This is a genomic window from Gordonia sp. NPDC058843 (assembly GCF_042743165.1).
In the GTDB taxonomy this organism is placed as follows: domain Bacteria; phylum Actinomycetota; class Actinomycetes; order Mycobacteriales; family Mycobacteriaceae; genus Gordonia.
Map to the genome: position 1 here is coordinate 1 of NZ_JBHYNC010000013.1, position 17,238 is coordinate 17,238.

Here is a 17,238-nt window from a genome sequence, read left to right on the forward strand (position 1 = left end):
ACGACACGGCTTTCGAAGTCCCGCCTACAAACTCGACGAACTACTACGCTCAGGGCCAACCGATCCCGCTGTTGCAGCGACCGGTTGAATCCGCCCCGCACCCGCGACGGCACGCACGACCTCGGAGGTGATCTCATCGGGATCACGCGCAGGCTCCCCGGCGTGCAACCGACGTTCGATCTCGGCCGCGAACGCAACGATGACCCGCTGCACCGCGTCGCGTCCGCCGGGATGCCCTCCGGCGGCGAGCGCGATCACCCGGTAGCTAACCCGCGTGAGGGTGTCGTGTGCGGCCCTGCGCATCGACTCGGCCAGCTTGGTCGGCTCGACGGCGCGGGACATGAGGGTGTCCATCCGTCCCGAGGGCAGCGCGTCGAGGTAGCCCCCTAGATCGGCCAGCGTCACCGTCTCCAACTGCACGTGACCGATACCGCGCAGCGCCGCGGGCAGAATTCCCCACTTAGTGGTGCGCAGCGTCGGCCGCTGATGCTCAAGACCAGCAACCCATGACAGCGGCAACTCCGCGAGCGGGGTCCACTCGTCGCCGTCGAGGTACTCATAGCGCACCGTCCCGATCCTGCTCGGCGGCACCAGCACGTAGTGGCGGCCACCCGCGCGCAAGTCGACGCCGGGCCCTGCGATCCCCCGGAAGCGGACGTCATCGGGAACCGCGTAGTAGTAATGCAAACCACCCTTAGGGGTGCGGACGGTGCGCGTTGCGGGCAGTGGACCGTACTCGGATTCGAGGCTGGTAATCGTCTGGGCGGCAACGGGCTTGTCGAGGTCAATGTCGATCACCAGGACCCCATGCGGCACGGCGACGGCGAGGTTCGCGTCCGGCCATCGCTTCCACCACCGCGAGATCTCCGAGTGATCGGTGGTCGCAGCGTGAAAGCTTTTGCCGATCAGCGGCGACTTGCCGTTGTTGGCGATGGGAAGCACCCTCATGGGCAACACGTCGCTATCGGCCAGCGTGTGCGCAGTGATCTCCGGATCGAGGTCAATCGACAGCGAATCTGGGTCGGTCCGAGCATGGGCGAACTGTCCGATGCTCGACGTAACGTCGAAATGGGCATTCTCCTGCTCACCGCTCAGTGCGGCGACGGGGCTCGGCGGGGCAGCCGGGCCCCGTTCCTCGTTCCTAGGCAATTCTCCTACTTTCATTGAGCGCGAACGCTTTCGCGCTTGTTTGTTGCTCGCCGGGGCAGCGCGTGAGATGAGATCAGCCAGCGACCAATGTCGCGGCCTTGCGCTGCGCGATGTAGAGATCCAGGTTTCGGCGGTCGTACCGCAGCCGATTCCCGATCAGGTAGGACGCTGGGCCCACGCCGGCCGAGCGGAGGTTGTAGAGCGTCTGCCGCGAGATTCCGAGGTAGGCGGCGGCTTCGGTGACGGTCAATGCGTCGTTGGTGTATTTCATGGACGGGTCTCCCTGGTGTGTCCGGTGGTCGCTTGAGCGGCCTGAGAGAATTAAGACACCCTGGGGCAAATTTGTCGAAAGTGACTGCATACCAGTGTATTTGACGTCAACCGTGACAACTCCTATCGGTGCTGGCAGGAGTCAGATGGATCGGTTACTGATTAACCGCGATAACTTCTCGCGAGCTGCGGAAATGCGACATTATGTGTCGTTCGTCACGCTCTATGTCCTGACCTCCTAAAGTTTGGCGGCGGATACTATGGCCTCATACCGATTACTCCTGAATCCGTCCCGACCAAGCGGCGCACCGGTGCTCGTGTCGAGGACCGATGGGTGCGCAATGACGGCACCCCGTCGGCCCGTCACGGGCGAGGGATGCGCTACTTGGCTCGATACGTCGGAACCGACGGGCGCGAGCACACGAAGAGCTTTAGGGACAAGGCGAAGAAACAGGCCGATGCGTGGTTGCGCGAACAGTCGGCCGCGGTGGTGCGCGGCGAATGGGTGGACCCGTCGAAGTCGGCCGTCACGGTCGGCGAGGTTGCAGAGACCTGGCGCGCGGGCAACAAGGCGAAGACGGCCGCGACCGAGGCGAGCTACGAGAACGTGTGGACCAAGCACGTCAAACCACGGTGGGGGCATGTCCCGCTGGCGCAGGTCGACCACGATGAGATCGTTATGTGGGTCGGCGGACTCACCGACGGCACCGCCGAGACGTCTGACCGCAAGCTCTCGGCGTCGTCGGTCCGGCACTGCCACGCGGTGCTGCATCAAATCCTCGGGCTCGCAGTGCGGTCGAAGCGGCTGCGGTCGAATCCTGCGAGTGACGTCCCGCTCCCCGCGATGACGCGAACTGACAAGGTGTTCCTCGACCCCGCCGAGATCGAACGGCTCGGACGCGCAGCCGACTACCTCGCCGCGACGCGGTCGTCCCGGATCGCCGCGGGCAAGGCGAGCAAAGCGTCCGCCGACTGGTCGGCCGTCGAAGCCCCGGTCTCATCGAATGGTCTCGCGCTGCGGGTGCTCGGTCTGTGTGGCTTGCGCTTCGGCGAGCTTGCCGGTCTGCGGGTTTCGAGGGTTGAGCTCGACAAGCGACGTCTCATCATCGACACCGCCGTCTCTGAGGTCTCGGGGCGCGTGGTCGTCGGCGTGCCGAAGAATCGCAAGACGCGCGAGGTTCCCATACCAGCGGCGTTGGTCGATCCGTTGCGGGTCCAGATCACTGACCGTGATGCGGGGGAGTACGTGTTCACGACTACTGCCGGTGGGCCGTTGCGCCGCGGGAACTTCAGCAAGCGCGTGTTCGCTCCGGCGCGGGACCTCGCGGGCGTCGACGGCGACGCGACTCTGCACTCGCTGCGCCACTCGTTCGCGTCGATCACGCTCACGTCGGGCGTCCCGCCGAAGCAAGTTCAGGACTGGATGGGGCACCATTCGCTGAAGCTCACGGCCGACGTTTACGGACACTTGTTCGCGTCGGAGACTGACCGCGCGCTCTCGCTTCTAGACCGTGCGATCAGTGGCAACAATTAACCGCGAACGACGTAGTCTCGGTCCCGCCATTTCCCAAACAGGTCAGGATCACGACGCACCCCTAGGTCGTATCGCACCGCTCTCCGGGTCTCACCGAGGTCACCGAACGCGTCGCGGCGCGGGTTTGCTGGCGGTTCGCCGACGACCGCATCCTCGACTGCGATGTAGACGTCTAGCCAGGTTGGAAACAGCTCCCGTTCCATCGAGAGAGAGACCCTCATCGACGCCACCAGCATCGTTCGTTCGTACTGGTCCTTGAATCTCTGTGCTGTGTCATTCAGCTCCGTGACCTTCTCGGGTGTGACGGTCGGCAAGTCGAGGTAGCGGCTGTAGGTCTGTGTCAGGGCGTGAAAGGTTCCGAAAAGGGCATCGTAGGCTTCGAACTTCGTGTGTCTCAGCCAATCCCGATGCGAACGCCTGCTCTCCGCTCCGATCGTGAGTAGGACGCTAAACAACGCAACCAGCGGCGCAGCCAACCCGAGCCCGACGAAAGCCCACAACGGCACGGAACTATCCATGGGGCGAATAGTACGAAACAGGAGCGCCAAGTAACGCCCGACGAGAGGTTCACGTGTTTCGTACTGCGGACTGATTGCGGACTGCAGACCTATCGGTCTCAGCGCTTGCGAGGCGTTGGGCCTTTGAACTGCGATTATATGGTGCGCGCAAAGGGATTCGAACCCCTGACCGCTGGTGTGTAAGACCAGAGCTCTACCGCTGAGCTATACGCGCGTGCCGCGGCCACACACGTGGCGCTGCCCACACGAATTTAGTCGCTCCAAGGCCGGTCGCTCAAATTGGGTTGGTGCTGACGTAGGAGCTCGGGTCGCCGGACCCTTCGAGGCTCGTCGCTTGCGCTCCTCGCACCTCAGGGAGCAGGGGTTATGGCGGTTCTTTCGGATCAGAAAGCAGCGGTCAGGCGAAGATCGGCGGAAGGGCCAGGACCATGACGGCGCCCCAGATCACGTGGGTGATCGCCGGTGCGAGGATCCCGGCGGTGCTGCGACGCAGGATGGCGCAGACGGTGCCGAGGACGGCGCCGGCGAAGCCGAGCATCACGTTGCCGCTGGCCATGGTGACCAGCACGTAGATCAACGTCGACACGAGGATCGGGTTGTGTGGGCGTGCCGCCGAATAGACCGAGCCGCGGAAGAACAGCTCTTCGGCGAGGCCGTTGACCATCGTGATCGCGGTGACCACGGCGAGGCTGCCGAAGTCGGCGAACGCCAGCACTTGGTTGGCCAGGTCACTGACACCGGGGATCATTCGTGCGATCAGGCCGCCGACCACGAACGCCCCGCCCACCGCCAGACCCACGACGACGCCGAGTCCGATCGCGCCGATCCGGTCGGGCGGGCGGGATGGCGTGGGGCTGAACGCGCCGAGCCGCAGCGGTCCGGATAGGAACGCACCGACGATCCACACCGCCGCGAGCGCGATCGTCAGGGGATAGAACGCCGCGTCACCGGGTTCGACACGCAGTGACACACCCAGCACGATGGCGCCGATGACGAGGAAGATGCCGACCAGCCAGCGTCGTCGGATGTAGTGGGCGCCGGGATCGGGGTCGCGGTCCGCGGCGACGGAGTCGTACAGGTCGCGCGCCAGTGAGGTCACCAGCACTGATCACCACCTAGTTCGATCGGTCAGGGAATCGGTCGATCATCGGTTGTCGGTCACGACGCTACATTGGCGCGACCCGAACGGAGGGCACCGACGACCTTCGTGGCCACCCCGATGGACGTACCGATCGTCTCCACGACGCCGCGCTTCACGCGGAGCCAGTCGCCACCGGCCCAGGCCGGGTCGGTGTCGGCGAGGTGATGCAGGTCGTCGAGATCGCACACCGATCGGGGATACGGCGATCGGACCGAGGCGCGGACGGCTTCGCGCATCGGCGTCAGGCCGCCGTCCGGTGGCGGGACGAGATCGCGGATGCGGTGTTCAGACGCGGTCATCGGATGGTCGAGGGAGGTGACGAGCTCCTCGGTGAGCGACGCGGGAACCGGCACGAGCATGCCACCGACGCGTCCGGCGAGGCGGGTGGAGATCCCGAACACCGGCAGGCGCAGCCTCGGCATCCGGATCGCCGACACGTACTCCTGCAGGATCGAGATGTAGCGCGCACTGTCGGGGCCGGAGATGTCGTAGTGCCCGGCGGGCACGAGAGCCGAGTCGGCCGCTGCAGTCAGGTAATGCACGGCGTCGCGGATGGAGATGGGGTCCATCTCGTTGGCGATCCACTCGGGCTCGGGGATGACCGGCAACCGGTCGGCCATGTACCGGATGATCTCGAACGACGTCGAACCGGCACCGATGACCACCGCGGCACGCAACCACACGAGTTCGGGCCCGCCGTCGATGACGAGCCCCTCGGCGACGTCGGCGCGGCTCTGTAGATGGGTCGACAGTTTGTCGTCCGACGGGACGAAACCGCCGAGGTAGATGATGCGGCTGACTCCGGAGTCGCGGGCGGCCTCGGCGACGTTGCGGGCCGCGTCACGGTCGCCGTTGGCGAAATCGGCCTGGCCGATGGCGTGGACAAGGTAATAGACCGCATCGATCTGGCCGGCATCCGCCATCGCCTTTTTGACCGAAGCCGGGTCATCGGCGTCCATGGCCACCTTGATGACCTGCGACGACCAGCCGAACTTGGCGAGTTTTCGGGTGTCTCGCGAGGTGACGACCACGTCGTGTCCCTCGTTGAGCAGTGCACACACCAATCGGGACCCGACGTACCCCGTGGCGCCAGTGATGAGAAGTCGCATGACACCGACGGTAGAGAAATTCGGCGGAGTCGGTCGGGTCGGCGGCGTTCATGTGACAGACACGGTGCCGATGTCACGGCCGGATCACGGGGTGTGGTGCCGGTCACGGTTGGGCGTCGACGGCCCGCCGATACCGCTGGGCGACCTGGTCGTGGTACTCCGCTGCCGCCACCAACTCGGCACGGAGTTCGGCAGGTTCGAGAACGGTGAAGTCGGTTCCGAAGGCATACATCCAGCGCGCGATCGAGGTCAGCGACGTGCTGTACAGCGTGACCTCACAACTGTGTTCGTCGCCGGATTCCAGTGCGCCCCAGGACTCGTGCACCATCTCCGACACCTCGTCGAGCGGCGCGTGGATGCGTACCCGCGCGGTGGCGCGGCGGTACACCGAACCGAGACCGCGCAGCACGAACGCCGCAGCACCGCCCTCGGGCGGCTCGCGTGGGGTGAACCGCGGTCCGGTCGGCACCTTCGGTTCCATCCGGTCGACGCGAAAGGAACGCCAGGCGACCCGCTGCACGTCGAAACCGACGAGATACCAACGATTTCCGTTCCGCACCAGCCGATAGGGTTCGATCTCGCGCCGACTCTCCTCGCCGTCGTTGCGCCGGTAGTCGAATCGCAGACGCTCGCTGCGGTGGCACGCGGTCGCGATCTCGGTGAGCCGGTCGGCGGACACCGCGCTCGCCGGTGCCGTGCGGGGCACGGCCTCGATCCGCAATGCGTCGAGCCGGTGCCGCAGCCTCGACGGCATGACCTGCCGCAGCTTCGCGAGTGCGCCCGCCGACGCCTCCGCCATGTCGGCGACCGCGCCGGTGGTCACCGCGTCGAGCCCCAGCGCCACCGCCAGGACCTCCTGGTCGTCGAGCAGCAGCGGCGGCATCTCCGCACCGGCGCCGAGGCGATAGCCGCCACGCGATCCGATGTTGGCATCCACCGGATAACCCAGTTCGCGCAGCTTGTCGACGTCGCGGCGCACGGTGCGGGTGGTGATGTCGAGGCGCTCGGCGAGTTCTCGACCAGACCACTCCCGTCGTGTCTGCAGCAGTGACAACAACGCCAGCAACCGCGCGGAGGTTTCCAACATGCGTCTCATCGTGCCCGATGATGCGGACAGGTTCGGTCCTTGTTTACCCGGCGCTCGGTTCAGGTCGTCGGCGGGTCAGCAGGCGATCTGAGCACTCGGGTCGGAAACCATGTCGAGCCACTTGCCGTAGGCGGCCGGACCCAGACGGCCCTTGAGCGAGCAGACGTCGCTCTGAGCTGGACCCGCGACGTAATAGACCGCGTAGATCGGGCTGCCGTCGTCGAACCTCTGTCGTAGTGACGGACACGATTGATCCGTGCGGAGATAGCTCGCGCCCGGGTTCTGGTCCAGATAGTTCTGCACCTCGGCGGCGTAGGTCCCGGGCGCGGTCGCGTTGGCGACCACGACGATCCCCGTGCCGTCGCACGCCGGCCGGGTCATCGGCACGGTGAGCCCGAGGTCGCCGGGGACGATCGCGCGCGGTGAACTCGCCGAGGGCTCTGGTGCCGGTCCGGGCTGGGACGACGGACCCGGTGGAGAAGTGGGTCCGGGAATCGGGCTGGGCACCACCGAGGCCGACATCGTCGGCGAGCGCGTGGTCTCGGTGGCCGTCGGCAGTGGTGTGACATCGCCGGCGGTGGCCGGGCCGTCCCGCTGGGTGGTGACGACCGCCCAGGCGACGATACCGGCGCAGATCAGCAGTACGACGACCGTGGCCACGATGATCGGGACCAGGGGCGAGCGGCGCCGGGGCGGCGCGGTCCAGACCGCGGCTCGGGTGGCATCCCACGGCGCGCCCGGTCCAGAGGGCCCGGCCGGACCGGACGGGGCGGCCTGACCGGACGGGGCGCCGAGAGTGGACCCGGCGGCAGAGACGGGCACGACGGTCGGGGGTCCGGTGGGAATGATCGTCGGCGCACCACCGAGAGGCTGCGAGCGCAGCGCGGCCCCGGCGTCGGCGACGAGTTCGGCACACGAATGCTGCCGCTGCGCCGGATCTTTCGCCATCCCGCGGGCGATGACCTGGTCGACAACCGCGCCGAGACGCGGCGGTGGGGTGGTGAGATGGGCGGCGATCAAGCGTTCGATGGTGGTGGCCGACGCGAACGGATGTGTGCCGGAGAGGCATTCGAAGAGCACGCAGGTCAGCGCGTAGATGTCCGCGGGAGGTCCCACGGCGCCGTCGCCGAATCGTTCGGGCGCCATGTAGCCGAAGGAACCGACCGCGGTGCCGGTGCTCGTGAACCGGGTATCGGTATCCGCCTGCGCGAGACCGAAATCCACGAGGTATGCGAAGTCGCGATCGTCGACGAGGATGTTGTCGGGTTTGACGTCACGATGGACGAGCCCGGAACGATGCGCCGCGTCGAGAGCGTCACCGATCTGGCCGACGATCCGCAACGCACGTTCGGCCGGCAAGGGCCCGTCCTCGACAAGCAGCGTGCGCAGGTCCCGGCCGTCTACCAGGCGCATGTCGATGAACAGGCGGCCGTCGACCTCACCCCAGTCGTGGATGGGGATGACGTGCGGATCGTTGAGGCGGGCGGCGACGCGTGACTCGCGATGGAACCGGTCGCGGAACGCGGGATCGTCGGCGACCTGGGGTCCGAGCAACTTCAGGGCGACGACCCGATCCTTGCGGGTGTCGATGGCGCGGTAGACCTCACCCATTCCGCCCCGGCCGATCAGCCCCTCGATGAGGTAGGGGCCGAGCCGGTCACCGGCGCGCACGGATGCAGACACATCGACAAGCGTAGGGGTGCGCCGTGCTCCGCCGTCAGCCGACACCGGCCGTTGTCCCCCGTTCGGCGGGTCCCGGGATTCACGGTTGGGTCCCCGATACGGTTGATCCGAATGGCCCTCCGGCGACCACACCGCCGACACAGACCCGAGGAGTGACGATGGCGACGACGATCCTGCCGATCGACGAGGTGACCGACGCACTGATCACGCAGTGGGGTGTGATCGGCGAGCTCGCCCGCACGCTCGACGACGCCGAGTGGTCGGCTCCCTCGGTCCTGCCCGGCTGGACCAATGCCGACATCGTGGCCCACATCGTCGGTACCGAGAGCATGCTCGACGGTCGTGATGTCGAGGCCACCCGCACGGTCAGCGCCCTCGAGCACGTCCGCAATCCGATCGGCGAACTCAACGAGAAGTGGGTCGACCACTACCGTCCGAAGCCGCGAGCCGAGGTCGTCGCGGCCCTCGACGAGATCATCGGCGTTCGCACTGCGGCGCTGAAAGCCATGTCGCAGGACGACTTCGACGCCTCGACGATGACGCCCGCCGGATCCGACACCTACGGTCGCTTCATGCGGATCCGGATCTTCGACTGCTGGGTGCACGAGATCGACCTGCGTGATGGCACCGACCGTTCCGCGGTGGCCGAACCCGGTCCGGCGTCGTTCGCACTCGACGAGATCGGTGCGTCCCTGCCGTTCGTCGTCGGCAAGCGCGCCGATGCGCCCGCGGGCAGCACTGTGCTCTTCGACATCACCGGGGTGTCCCCGAGAACGGTGCGGATCGCGGTCGGGGACCGGGCGGGCGTCGTCGACGGGTTCGACGGCGGTGACGACGCGGCCGATGTGCGTATCCGTCTGGACGCGACCAACTTGTCGCGGTATGCCGGTGGCCGACGCGACGCGGATCCGGCCGCAGTGGAACTGCACGGCGATCAGGCTCTGGGACAAGCGATCCTGAGCCGGATGAACTACGTGATCTGACCGGCGGCCCGTCGCGGCTCGGTCCGGATCCACTGGACTCCGCGCGCTACTCGCTGACGGTCGCCTTCTGGATCAGCAGGTTCTGGTTCGGCGGGCCCGACGCCGCCCCGGGGCGGGTCGGGGTGAAGCCGCCGGCCAGGACCTTGTCGAGTACGGCCAGTCCGGACGGGTCGATGGTGCCGACGATCGAGTAGGTCAGGGGGAGGTCGGTGTCGTCGGCGAGCAGGAAGAACGTGGTCGATCCGGTGGCGCCCTCGTCGTCGGGCAGATCGAGGATGCCTACGCTGCCGCGAGGGTAGGTGACCTGCGGTACCCCGTCGTCGTCGGTGCCGGCCGACGGCAGGTTGTCCGGTAGTTCGTCCGGGCTGGTCCAGCCCGGATTGGTTCCCTCCCGGCCCCCGGACGAGCCGCAGATCAGGTACTGCCGCGAGGCGCGGTGACATTTGCTGCTGTTGTAGAAGCCGGACTCGATCAACGAGACCATCGCCCCGACGTTGCAGGGCGCCTCGGCGCGGTCGAGCGTCAGATCGATCGTGCCCTGCCCCGCGATGGGGATCTGCGCGCCGACCGTCCCGGTGTTGGGTTGACTCCTGGCGGGTGCCGGCTCGGTGATCCCGCCGACAGCTGTACGCGCGGGGTAGTCGCACGTCACCGTGCCCGCCGGGAGTGCGCTGGTCGACGTGCTCGGCGTGGCCGCGTCGTCGCCGCCGGACCCGGACAGGACCACGACGATGCCGGTCACGGCCAACGCGATCACGACCAGCCCGACACCCATCGCGATGGCGACGTTCCGGCCGGTGTTCGACTTCCCTGGTGGGGCCGCAGGCGGGCCACCCCACTGGGTGGGGCCCGAGAACTGCTGGGGGCCGGAGAATCGTTGAGGACCTGAGAACTGCTGGGGGCCCGAGAACTGCTGGGGACCCGAGAACTGTTGGGGACCCGAGTACGACTGGGGGCCCGAGTGTCTCTGCGGGCCGGAATGTCCGGGCGGTGGCGTGAACCCGCGTGCGGTGCCGGCCTGGCCGGATGCCGGTGTGCCGGGCGAGATGATCGTGCGGTCCGAGGGAACCGGTCCGCCTGGCTTGGCGAACGTGTCCGAGCCGGACCCGCCCGGCGTGTACGTGGGCGGCGACATCGAGGGTGGCGACATCGAGGGTGGGGTCATCGGGGGCGGTGTCATCGGGGGTGGGGTCACGATCCGCGGTGTCACCGTCGGTGGCGCCGACGACGCAGGTGGATCGGTGAGCGCGGTCGACGCGGCCCGAATCAGTTCGCGTGCCGTGGAATAGCGTTGCGCCGGGTCTTTGGCGAGTCCACGTGCGATCACCGGGTCGAGCGGGCCCCCCATCGTCGGTGGCTCTTTGGTGATGTGTGCGGTCATCAGACCCTGGTCGGTCTTTGCCGGATACGGCGTCTGACCGGTGACACATTCGAAGAGCACGCAGGCGAGCGCGTAGTTGTCCGAGCTCGGCCCGGCGGGGTCGTCGCCGAATCGCTCCGGTGCCATGTAGGCGAGAGTTCCGAGCGCTGTGCCGATCTGGGTGAGCCGGCTGTCGCTGGTTCCCTGGGCGATACCGAAGTCGACGAGGTAGGCGAAGTCGTCGGCATCGACGAGGATGTTGTCCGGCTTGATGTCTCGATGGACGAGGCCGTCGCGGTGCGCGGCGTCGAGGGCGGACGCGACCTGACCGAGGATCGCAACGGCCCGGGACGCCGGGAGCGGACCGGCGGCGAGCAGCTTGCGCAGGTCCTGCCCGTCGACGAGCCGCATGTCGATGAACAGGACGCCGTCTTTCTCGCCCCAGTCGTGGATCGGGATGACGTGTGGGTCGGAGAGTTTCGCGGCGGTCTTCGACTCCCGCTCGAATCGTTCGCGGAAGTCCTTGTCGTGCACCAGGTGTGGTGGTAGGAGTTTCAGCGCGACGCGGCGTTCCCGGACGGTGTCGTAGGCCTCGTACACCTCGCCCATACCGCCACGACCCAGGAGTCTGTCGATGCGGTACGGGCCCAGCGTCGTGCCCGCACGCGACGATGGATCGGTCACGTCATCCCTCGGTTTCCCCGGTGTCTGCTTCCCGGTGTCGGCACAGTCGACTCTACGTCCGCGTCAGGTCGGCCTCGGGATCGAATCAACCCTATCCATTGTGCGGAGTGGACGTGCGGCCCGTGTCCCGTGGCCCACGGGCGGAACCGACCTCACGTCTCGTCGGCGAGGGCCTCGCCGCGGGCGAACTCGCGTGCACGGTCGCCGGACTGGATCTGCGCCGGCAGCGGATCGCTGAGCAGGGTGCGGATGAGCGTTGGCGACGGATCGAGCGCGACGTCGCTGCCCGCGATCACGATGTTGCCCGTACGTCGGCCCTTGAACATCGCGGCGTCGGCGATGAGTGCGAGGTGCTCGAACACCGATCCGACGGTCGCGGCTTCGGCGCGGGCGCCGGCGAGATCCCGGCTGTCGCCGCAATTGGCGAGGTACAGCCCACCCGGGGCGAGGACGTCGCGGACGCGTTCGGTGAACTCGCGGGTCGTGAGGTGTCGCGGCGTGCGGTCGCCGGCGAAAGCGTCACGCACGACGACGTCACGGGTACCGGGCTGCAGCGACTCGACGACCTGCCGCGCGTCGCCGACACGGATGCGAAGCTTCGGCGCGCGGGGGAGGTCGAACCACTCCCGCACGAGGCGTGCGAGTTCGGCGTCGATCTCGACGGCCACCTGGCGGGCGTCCGGATAGCGGTGATCGAGATGGCGTGCCAGCGCGCAGGCCGCCCCGCCGAGGTGCAGGACACGCAGACGGTCGGTGGCGGCGTGTCGTTCCTCGATGACGGCCGCCATCTGCCGCAGGTACTCGAAGTCGAGCGCGGTGGGGTCGTCGGGATGGATGTGCGAGCTGTGGGCTCCGTTGATCGTCAGCAGCCATCCACCGGCGATGGTGTCGCGGCTCAGTTCGGCGACGCCGGTGTCGATGTCGTACCGACCGGGTGTCGGGTGTGCGGTTGTCCGGGCCACGGGGGACAAGTGTGGCATGAGCACGGCGCCGGGAGCGAAGCGAGCGGGCCGGATGAGCACGGCGCCGGGAGCGAAGCGAGCGGGCCGGATGAGCACGGCGCCGGGAGCGAAGCGAGCGGGCCGGATGAGCACGGACCCGGGTCGATACGATCGCGCGGTGTTCAGACCGCCGCATGTTCGTCGTCCGCGTCTCGATCGCCGCCGCGGTGTCGTCACCGCCGCGGGGTTGGTGGTCGGGTTCGTCGCCGACGAAGTGTTCGGTGATCCGACTCGTGGTCATCCGGTGGCCGGGTTCGGTCTGCTGACCGGTGCGGTGGAGCGGCATCTCTATCGGGATTCGCGGGTGGCGGGTGCCGCGCTGGTCGGGGTGATGGTGGGGTCGACGGTGGTCCTCGCGGCACTACCGGGTCGCCGTTTTCCGGGCCTCGCCGGGATCGCGGTGACCGCCGCGTCGACGTGGGTCGCGCTGGGCGGTACCTCGTTGTGCCGGGTCGGCGACGCGGTCGCCGAGGCGCTGGAGGCCGGCGACATCGCCGCCGCGCGCGCACTCATCCCGAGCCTGTGCGGTCGGGACCCGGAGTCACTCGACGAGGCGGGTCTGTGTCGTGCAGCTCTCGAGTCGATTGCGGAGAACACCTCCGATGCGACTGTCGGACCCCTGGTGTGGGGGGCGATCGCGGGTGTCCCCGGTGTGCTGGGGTATCGGGCGGTGAACACGCTGGATGCGATGGTCGGCTACCGGAACGTGCGCTACCGGAACTTCGGCTGGGCGGCCGCGCGCGTGGACGACGTCGCGAACCTGCTGCCGGCGCGGCTCGCGGGTTCGATCCTGGTGGTGGTCGGCGGGGCACCACGCCGGACGATCGCCGCCTGGCGTCGGGACAGCGCTGCCCATCCGAGTCCGAACGCGGGGGTCGTCGAAGCCGGATTCGCGGGTGCGCTGGGGGTGCAGCTCGGTGGGCGGACCGTCTATCCGCACGGGGTCGAGGTGCGCCCGACGCTGGGCTCCGGACCCGCGCCGGGACCGGCGGATCTTGGCGCCGCCGTCGCCTTGTCGCGGCGCGTACAGCGGGCGACGGTGCTGGTGTGCGCGGCTGCCGCGGTGGCCCGACCGGGCGTGGTGGCAGCAGTGCGCCGGCTCAGCCGCCGTATCGCCGGGTGAGCTTGTCGCGCACGTCGCCGGTCTCGTCGCCGGTCCGCGGGCCGTAGCCGATGTCGCCGACCTGCTGGGTCACCGTGGTTCCGCCCGCGGCCCGCAGCTCTTCTCGGCGGTGCTGCCGACGCTGAGCGCGCGTTTCGACCACCGGCGCGGCAGCTGCCATCGGTTCCGACGTCGGATCGGGGTCGGAGCCGGCCGGGGTGGAGACAGTGGTCTCCGCTGCCGCGGCGGCCGCGCGACGCCGAGCGCGGATCTCGGTGTAAAGGAAGTATCCGACGCCGAGGGGGGCCATCACACCGAAGGCCAGCCATTGCAGGCCATAGGACAGGTACGGGCCGGTGTCGAGCTGTGGCAGCGAGATCTCGCCGAGTGAACCGGGCTGGTCGGGGGAGAGCTGCAGGTAGAAGTCGTCCATCGGGGTCGAGGTCGCGGCGGCTACCAGGCCCGGATTGATGGTTGCGACGGTCAGCGCGCCGTTCTCGACGCGGGTGCCGCGGTCGGTGCTCACGCTCTCGGCTGCCCGGATCCGGCCGTCTACTGTTTGTTCGCCCACCGGCGGGGCTGGGATGTCGGGGACGGCGCCCTCGACCGGGCGCACGAACCCGCGGTTGACGAGGATGACCCGGTCGGACCCGCTGACCGCGAACGGGGTGAGAACTTCCACCGCGGGTTGCTGGTCGATGTTGCGCAGCCGGACGAGGGCCTGGTGCTCGGGCAGATAACGCCCGGTCACCGCAACCGACCGCCACTCGGACGACGGCACGAAGGTCGACGACGGCGCGACCTCGGCCAGCGGCGCCGTCTCGATCGACGTGGCGGTACGGATCAGGTCGTTGCGCCGTTCGGTGTCGGAGTTCTTGCCCAGCTGCCACGGTGCGAGGAGGGTGAAGCAGGCCACCGCGAACGCCGCGACCACGAGACCGAGGGCGATCCACCCGGGCTTGAGGATCGTTCGCAGTACGTGCACACCGCCCAGGCTACCGAGCGGGGGTAGCCTGATCGAAATGCGAGACTTCCTCTGCTTGAAGTGCGGTCAGCGTCTCTCCTTCGAGAACAGTCTGTGTCTGAACTGCCGGAGCGCCCTCGGGTTCTGGTTGAAAAGCAGGTCCATCCATGTCCTCGACGAGAAGGCGCGCGCGGAGGTCGACGGTGTGCTGCTCGAACGCTGTGCCAACACCAAGGTCGCGCAATGTAATTGGCTGGTGAAGTGGAGCGGCAAACCGACCCTGTGTGAGTCATGCCGCCTCACCCGCACCCGGCCGGGCGACGAGGACACCGAGGCGCTGGTCATCTTCGGCCAGACCGAGACCGCCAAGCGCCGCCTCGTCCTGGAACTGGACGAACTCGGGTTGCCCGTCGAGACGCGGGAGGAGAACCCGGATTCGGGCCTGGCCTTCGACCTGCTCTCCAGCGCGAAGCAGTCGGTCATCACCGGCCACGCGAACGGCGTCATCACCCTCGACCTCGCCGAAGGTGATGACGTCCACCGCGAACAGATGCGTGTCGAACTCGACGAGCCGTATCGGACCGTTCTCGGCCACTTCCGGCATGAGGTCGGTCACTACTACCAGCTCGTCCTCATCACCGACGATCGTCGCCCGGGCTTCGAGGAGTTGTTCGGGAATCCCGACGAGGACTACCAAGCGGCCCTTGATCGCCACTACAGCGAGGGCGCTCCCGAGGGGTGGCGAAAGACCTTCGTGTCCTCGTACGCGACGATGCACCCGGCGGAGGACTTCGCCGAGACGTTCGCGCACTACCTGCACATCCGCGACACCCTCGACACCGCTGCGGCGTTCGCGATGGCGCCGGCGGGAGCGACCTTCGACGGGGTGTCGCCCGGCGATGTCGGCTTCGATCGCGTCGTCGACGAATGGCTACCGCTGACGTGGGCGCTCAACCAGATCAACCGGTCGATGGGTCACCCCGACCTGTACCCGTTCGTGCTGCCCGAGGCGGTTCTGACCAAGATCCGATTCGTGCACAATCTCGTCGCCCCGGCGGCCTGAGGCCAGGGTTCTGGGTTCATGACACCGCAATGCCTTGTTCCCGGATCGAAGAGCCACCCACCGGCCTCCTGATCCGAGAGAACTGCATAACCCCTGGTCCCTGAGGTGCGAGGAGCGTTAGCGACGAGCCTCGAAGGGCCTGGTGAGACACGTTGCGGGACCCTTCGTGGCTCGCTTCGCTCGCACCTCAGGGAGCAGAAGGTCGCTTCGCTCGCACCTCAGGGAGCAGAAGGTCGCTTCGCTCGCACCTCAGGGAACAAAGGGTGGCTGCTCGGACGTCGGGGAGTAGAGGGTGGCTGCTCACGCCTCAGGGAGCGCAGCGTTCGTTCGCACGTCGGCCCCGGCGGGCCGCGGTGGTGCGGGTCGCGCTCAGGAGACCCCGAGCTCGGCCCGTACCCAGTCGATGAGTCCCGGCATCGAACTCTCGATCTGCTCCCGCGTCACCACGAAGTCGTCGGTGGTCCCGTAGTACGGGTCGGCGAGATCGAGGTCGTCGGCGGACGCCGAGGGGTCGAACGAGCGCAGCAACCGCGTGCGGTCGCCGAGTCGCTTGCGTTCGAGTTCACGCACGTGGCCCTCGTCCATGGCGAGAAGAAGATCGGCGTCGAAGTGCTCGGGCCCGAGCAGCGCGGCGACGTGGGCATCGGAGTAGCCGTGCGCGACCAGTTCGGTCCGAGCGCGGTTGTCGGCCGGTTCGCCGACGTGATAGCCGCTCGTCCCGCAGCTGGACACGCGCACCTTGCCGCCGAGCCCGGCGTCGTCGAGCGCCGTCCGGAAGATGTTCTGCGCCATCGGTGACCGGCAGATGTTGCCCGTGCACACGAAGCAGATGTGAAGTTCGTCAGCCACTGCTACCTCAACAAGTCGATTCGCCGTCAGCCGTCCGTCGGGTGGGGGTCACGCACCCAGGACATCGCGCAGTTCGGCCACGGACCCGACCGCCCAGGTCGCGCCCTGTTCCTCCCCGTCCAGAGCGTAACCCCAACGCACGAGGATCGCTGAGATGCCGAATGTGGCTGCGCCCAGCACATCATGGCTGCGATCGCCGATCATGACGACCGGACCGGTGACGTGGCCGGTCTGCGGGTCGGTGGGCAGTCCGAGCTCGGCGAGGGCCGAGGCGATCACGTCGGCCTTCTCGCGACGTGTGCCGTCGTCGCTGGCCCCGGCGATGTAGCGGAAGTGGTCCGCGAGACCGAAGTGCTCGAGGATTCGGCGCGCGGTGGTCTGGTTCTTCGACGTGGCGATCGCCAGGGTCCGCCCCCCGGCGGCGAGATCGGCGAGCAGCTCGCCCATCCCGTCGAACACCGAGTTCTCCAGCCAGCCGACCTCGGTGTAACGCTCTCGATAGGCGAGCATCGCCTTGTCGGCCGACTCGGGTGAGAGCCCCAGTGCATTGAGGGTGTCGATCATCGGCGGTCCGGCGATGCCGGCCACGACGCGGGGGTCGGGTTCGGGTGCCCCGACCACGGCGAGCGCATGTCGAAAGCTGTTCTCGATCCCTGCGAAACTGTCGGTGACCGTGCCGTCGAGGTCGACGAGAAGGACGGTCTCGGGGTGGCGTGGATCCGGCGTCGTCGTCACGTCTCC

16 protein-coding genes and 1 tRNA gene are annotated in these 17,238 nt (G+C 67.8%); 4 read left to right on the top strand and 13 right to left on the bottom strand.

The window, feature by feature from the left end:
• Nucleotides 1-24: 24 nt before the first annotated feature.
• Together ACFW3F_RS11245 and ACFW3F_RS11250 are read right to left on the bottom strand one after the other, a co-directional pair.
• On the bottom strand, nt 25-948 hold the full coding sequence (locus ACFW3F_RS11245) for a bifunctional DNA primase/polymerase (protein ID WP_388057244.1): 924 nt from the start codon (nt 946-948) through the stop codon (nt 25-27).
• Nucleotides 949-1,222: 274 nt separating this feature from the next.
• Nucleotides 1,223-1,420 carry a helix-turn-helix transcriptional regulator gene (locus tag ACFW3F_RS11250; protein ID WP_388057246.1) on the bottom strand — a complete coding sequence of 66 codons (198 nt, stop codon included), beginning with the start codon at nt 1,418-1,420 and terminating at the stop codon, nt 1,223-1,225.
• Nucleotides 1,421-1,753: 333 nt separating this feature from the next.
• On the opposite strand from ACFW3F_RS11250, the gene ACFW3F_RS11255 reads away from it, so the two are divergent.
• Nucleotides 1,754-2,953, top strand: coding sequence for a tyrosine-type recombinase/integrase (locus tag ACFW3F_RS11255; RefSeq protein WP_388057248.1), 1,200 nt, complete (start codon nt 1,754-1,756; stop codon nt 2,951-2,953).
• On the opposite strand, the gene ACFW3F_RS11260 is transcribed toward ACFW3F_RS11255, so the two are convergent.
• The 6 genes from ACFW3F_RS11260 to ACFW3F_RS11285 all read right to left on the bottom strand — a co-directional run bounded on the left by ACFW3F_RS11260 (nt 2,950) and on the right by ACFW3F_RS11285 (nt 8,491).
• Entirely contained in the window at nt 2,950-3,471 is a 522-nt protein-coding gene (locus tag ACFW3F_RS11260; protein ID WP_388057250.1) for a hypothetical protein, read from the bottom strand. The genes ACFW3F_RS11255 and ACFW3F_RS11260 overlap by 4 nt on opposite strands.
• Nucleotides 3,472-3,610: 139 nt before the next feature.
• Nucleotides 3,611-3,685 (bottom strand) — tRNA-Val (locus tag ACFW3F_RS11265).
• 183 nt (nt 3,686-3,868) lie between these two features.
• Nucleotides 3,869-4,576, bottom strand: a complete 708-nt coding sequence (locus ACFW3F_RS11270; protein ID WP_388057252.1) for a type II CAAX prenyl endopeptidase Rce1 family protein — start codon at nt 4,574-4,576, stop codon at nt 3,869-3,871.
• 53 nt (nt 4,577-4,629) lie between these two features.
• Nucleotides 4,630-5,721 carry an NAD(P)H-binding protein gene (locus ACFW3F_RS11275; RefSeq protein ID WP_388057254.1) on the bottom strand — a complete coding sequence of 364 codons (1,092 nt, stop codon included), beginning with the start codon at nt 5,719-5,721 and terminating at the stop codon, nt 4,630-4,632.
• A 103-nt stretch (nt 5,722-5,824) separates the two neighbouring features.
• Nucleotides 5,825-6,808 carry a helix-turn-helix transcriptional regulator gene (locus ACFW3F_RS11280; RefSeq protein ID WP_388057256.1) on the bottom strand — a complete coding sequence of 328 codons (984 nt, stop codon included), beginning with the start codon at nt 6,806-6,808 and terminating at the stop codon, nt 5,825-5,827.
• A 75-nt stretch (nt 6,809-6,883) separates the two neighbouring features.
• On the bottom strand, nt 6,884-8,491 hold the full coding sequence (locus ACFW3F_RS11285) for a protein kinase (RefSeq protein WP_388057258.1): 1,608 nt from the start codon (nt 8,489-8,491) through the stop codon (nt 6,884-6,886).
• Between the two features lie 158 nt (nt 8,492-8,649).
• On the opposite strand from ACFW3F_RS11285, the gene ACFW3F_RS11290 reads away from it, so the two are divergent.
• On the top strand, nt 8,650-9,474 hold the full coding sequence (locus ACFW3F_RS11290) for a maleylpyruvate isomerase family mycothiol-dependent enzyme (protein WP_388057260.1): 825 nt from the start codon (nt 8,650-8,652) through the stop codon (nt 9,472-9,474).
• A 46-nt stretch (nt 9,475-9,520) separates the two neighbouring features.
• Here the strand turns inward: ACFW3F_RS11290 and ACFW3F_RS11295 are convergent, their stop codons facing one another.
• Both ACFW3F_RS11295 and ACFW3F_RS11300 read right to left on the bottom strand, forming a co-directional pair.
• Nucleotides 9,521-11,518 (bottom strand): protein kinase, encoded by a 1,998-nt coding sequence (locus ACFW3F_RS11295; protein ID WP_388057263.1) that lies wholly within the window; start codon nt 11,516-11,518, stop codon nt 9,521-9,523.
• Between the two features lie 152 nt (nt 11,519-11,670).
• Complete coding sequence (locus ACFW3F_RS11300) at nt 11,671-12,480, bottom strand: spermidine synthase (RefSeq protein ID WP_388057265.1); 810 nt, start codon at nt 12,478-12,480, stop codon at nt 11,671-11,673.
• 226 nt (nt 12,481-12,706) lie between these two features.
• On the opposite strand from ACFW3F_RS11300, the gene ACFW3F_RS11305 reads away from it, so the two are divergent.
• Nucleotides 12,707-13,642, top strand: a complete 936-nt coding sequence (locus ACFW3F_RS11305; protein ID WP_388057444.1) for a cobalamin biosynthesis protein — start codon at nt 12,707-12,709, stop codon at nt 13,640-13,642.
• Here ACFW3F_RS11305 and ACFW3F_RS11310 read toward each other — a convergent pair.
• A complete protein-coding gene (locus ACFW3F_RS11310) occupies nt 13,620-14,606 on the bottom strand; it encodes an SURF1 family protein (protein ID WP_388057267.1) in 987 nt (328 codons plus the stop codon). The two genes, ACFW3F_RS11305 and ACFW3F_RS11310, sit on opposite strands and share 23 nt — an antisense overlap.
• 37 nt (nt 14,607-14,643) lie before the next feature.
• Between ACFW3F_RS11310 and ACFW3F_RS11315 the strand changes: the two genes are divergently transcribed.
• Nucleotides 14,644-15,648, top strand: coding sequence for a putative zinc-binding metallopeptidase (locus ACFW3F_RS11315; RefSeq protein ID WP_388057269.1), 1,005 nt, complete (start codon nt 14,644-14,646; stop codon nt 15,646-15,648).
• Nucleotides 15,649-16,017: 369 nt separating this feature from the next.
• Here ACFW3F_RS11315 and ACFW3F_RS11320 read toward each other — a convergent pair whose 3' ends face one another.
• Both ACFW3F_RS11320 and ACFW3F_RS11325 read right to left on the bottom strand, forming a co-directional pair.
• Complete coding sequence (locus ACFW3F_RS11320) at nt 16,018-16,497, bottom strand: low molecular weight protein-tyrosine-phosphatase (protein ID WP_388057271.1); 480 nt, start codon at nt 16,495-16,497, stop codon at nt 16,018-16,020.
• A 48-nt stretch (nt 16,498-16,545) separates the two neighbouring features.
• On the bottom strand, nt 16,546-17,232 hold the full coding sequence (locus ACFW3F_RS11325; RefSeq protein ID WP_388057273.1) for an HAD hydrolase-like protein: 687 nt from the start codon (nt 17,230-17,232) through the stop codon (nt 16,546-16,548).
• Nucleotides 17,233-17,238 lie beyond the last annotated feature (6 nt).

Bases quoted from the DNA above. Each gene is read 5' to 3' on its own strand.
- ACFW3F_RS11260 (WP_388057250.1), bottom strand. From the start codon at position 3,471: ATGGATAGTTCCGTGCCGTTGTGGGCTTTCGTCGGGCTCGGGTTGGCT.
- ACFW3F_RS11280 (WP_388057256.1), bottom strand. From the start codon at position 6,808: ATGTTGGAAACCTCCGCGCGGTTGCTGGCGTTGTTGTCACTGCTGCAG.
- ACFW3F_RS11250 (WP_388057246.1), bottom strand. From the start codon at position 1,420: ATGAAATACACCAACGACGCATTGACCGTCACCGAAGCCGCCGCCTAC.
- ACFW3F_RS11245 (WP_388057244.1), bottom strand. From the start codon at position 948: ATGAGGGTGCTTCCCATCGCCAACAACGGCAAGTCGCCGCTGATCGGC.
- ACFW3F_RS11290 (WP_388057260.1), top strand. From the start codon at position 8,650: ATGGCGACGACGATCCTGCCGATCGACGAGGTGACCGACGCACTGATC.
- ACFW3F_RS11315 (WP_388057269.1), top strand. From the start codon at position 14,644: ATGCGAGACTTCCTCTGCTTGAAGTGCGGTCAGCGTCTCTCCTTCGAG.
- ACFW3F_RS11275 (WP_388057254.1), bottom strand. From the start codon at position 5,721: ATGCGACTTCTCATCACTGGCGCCACGGGGTACGTCGGGTCCCGATTG.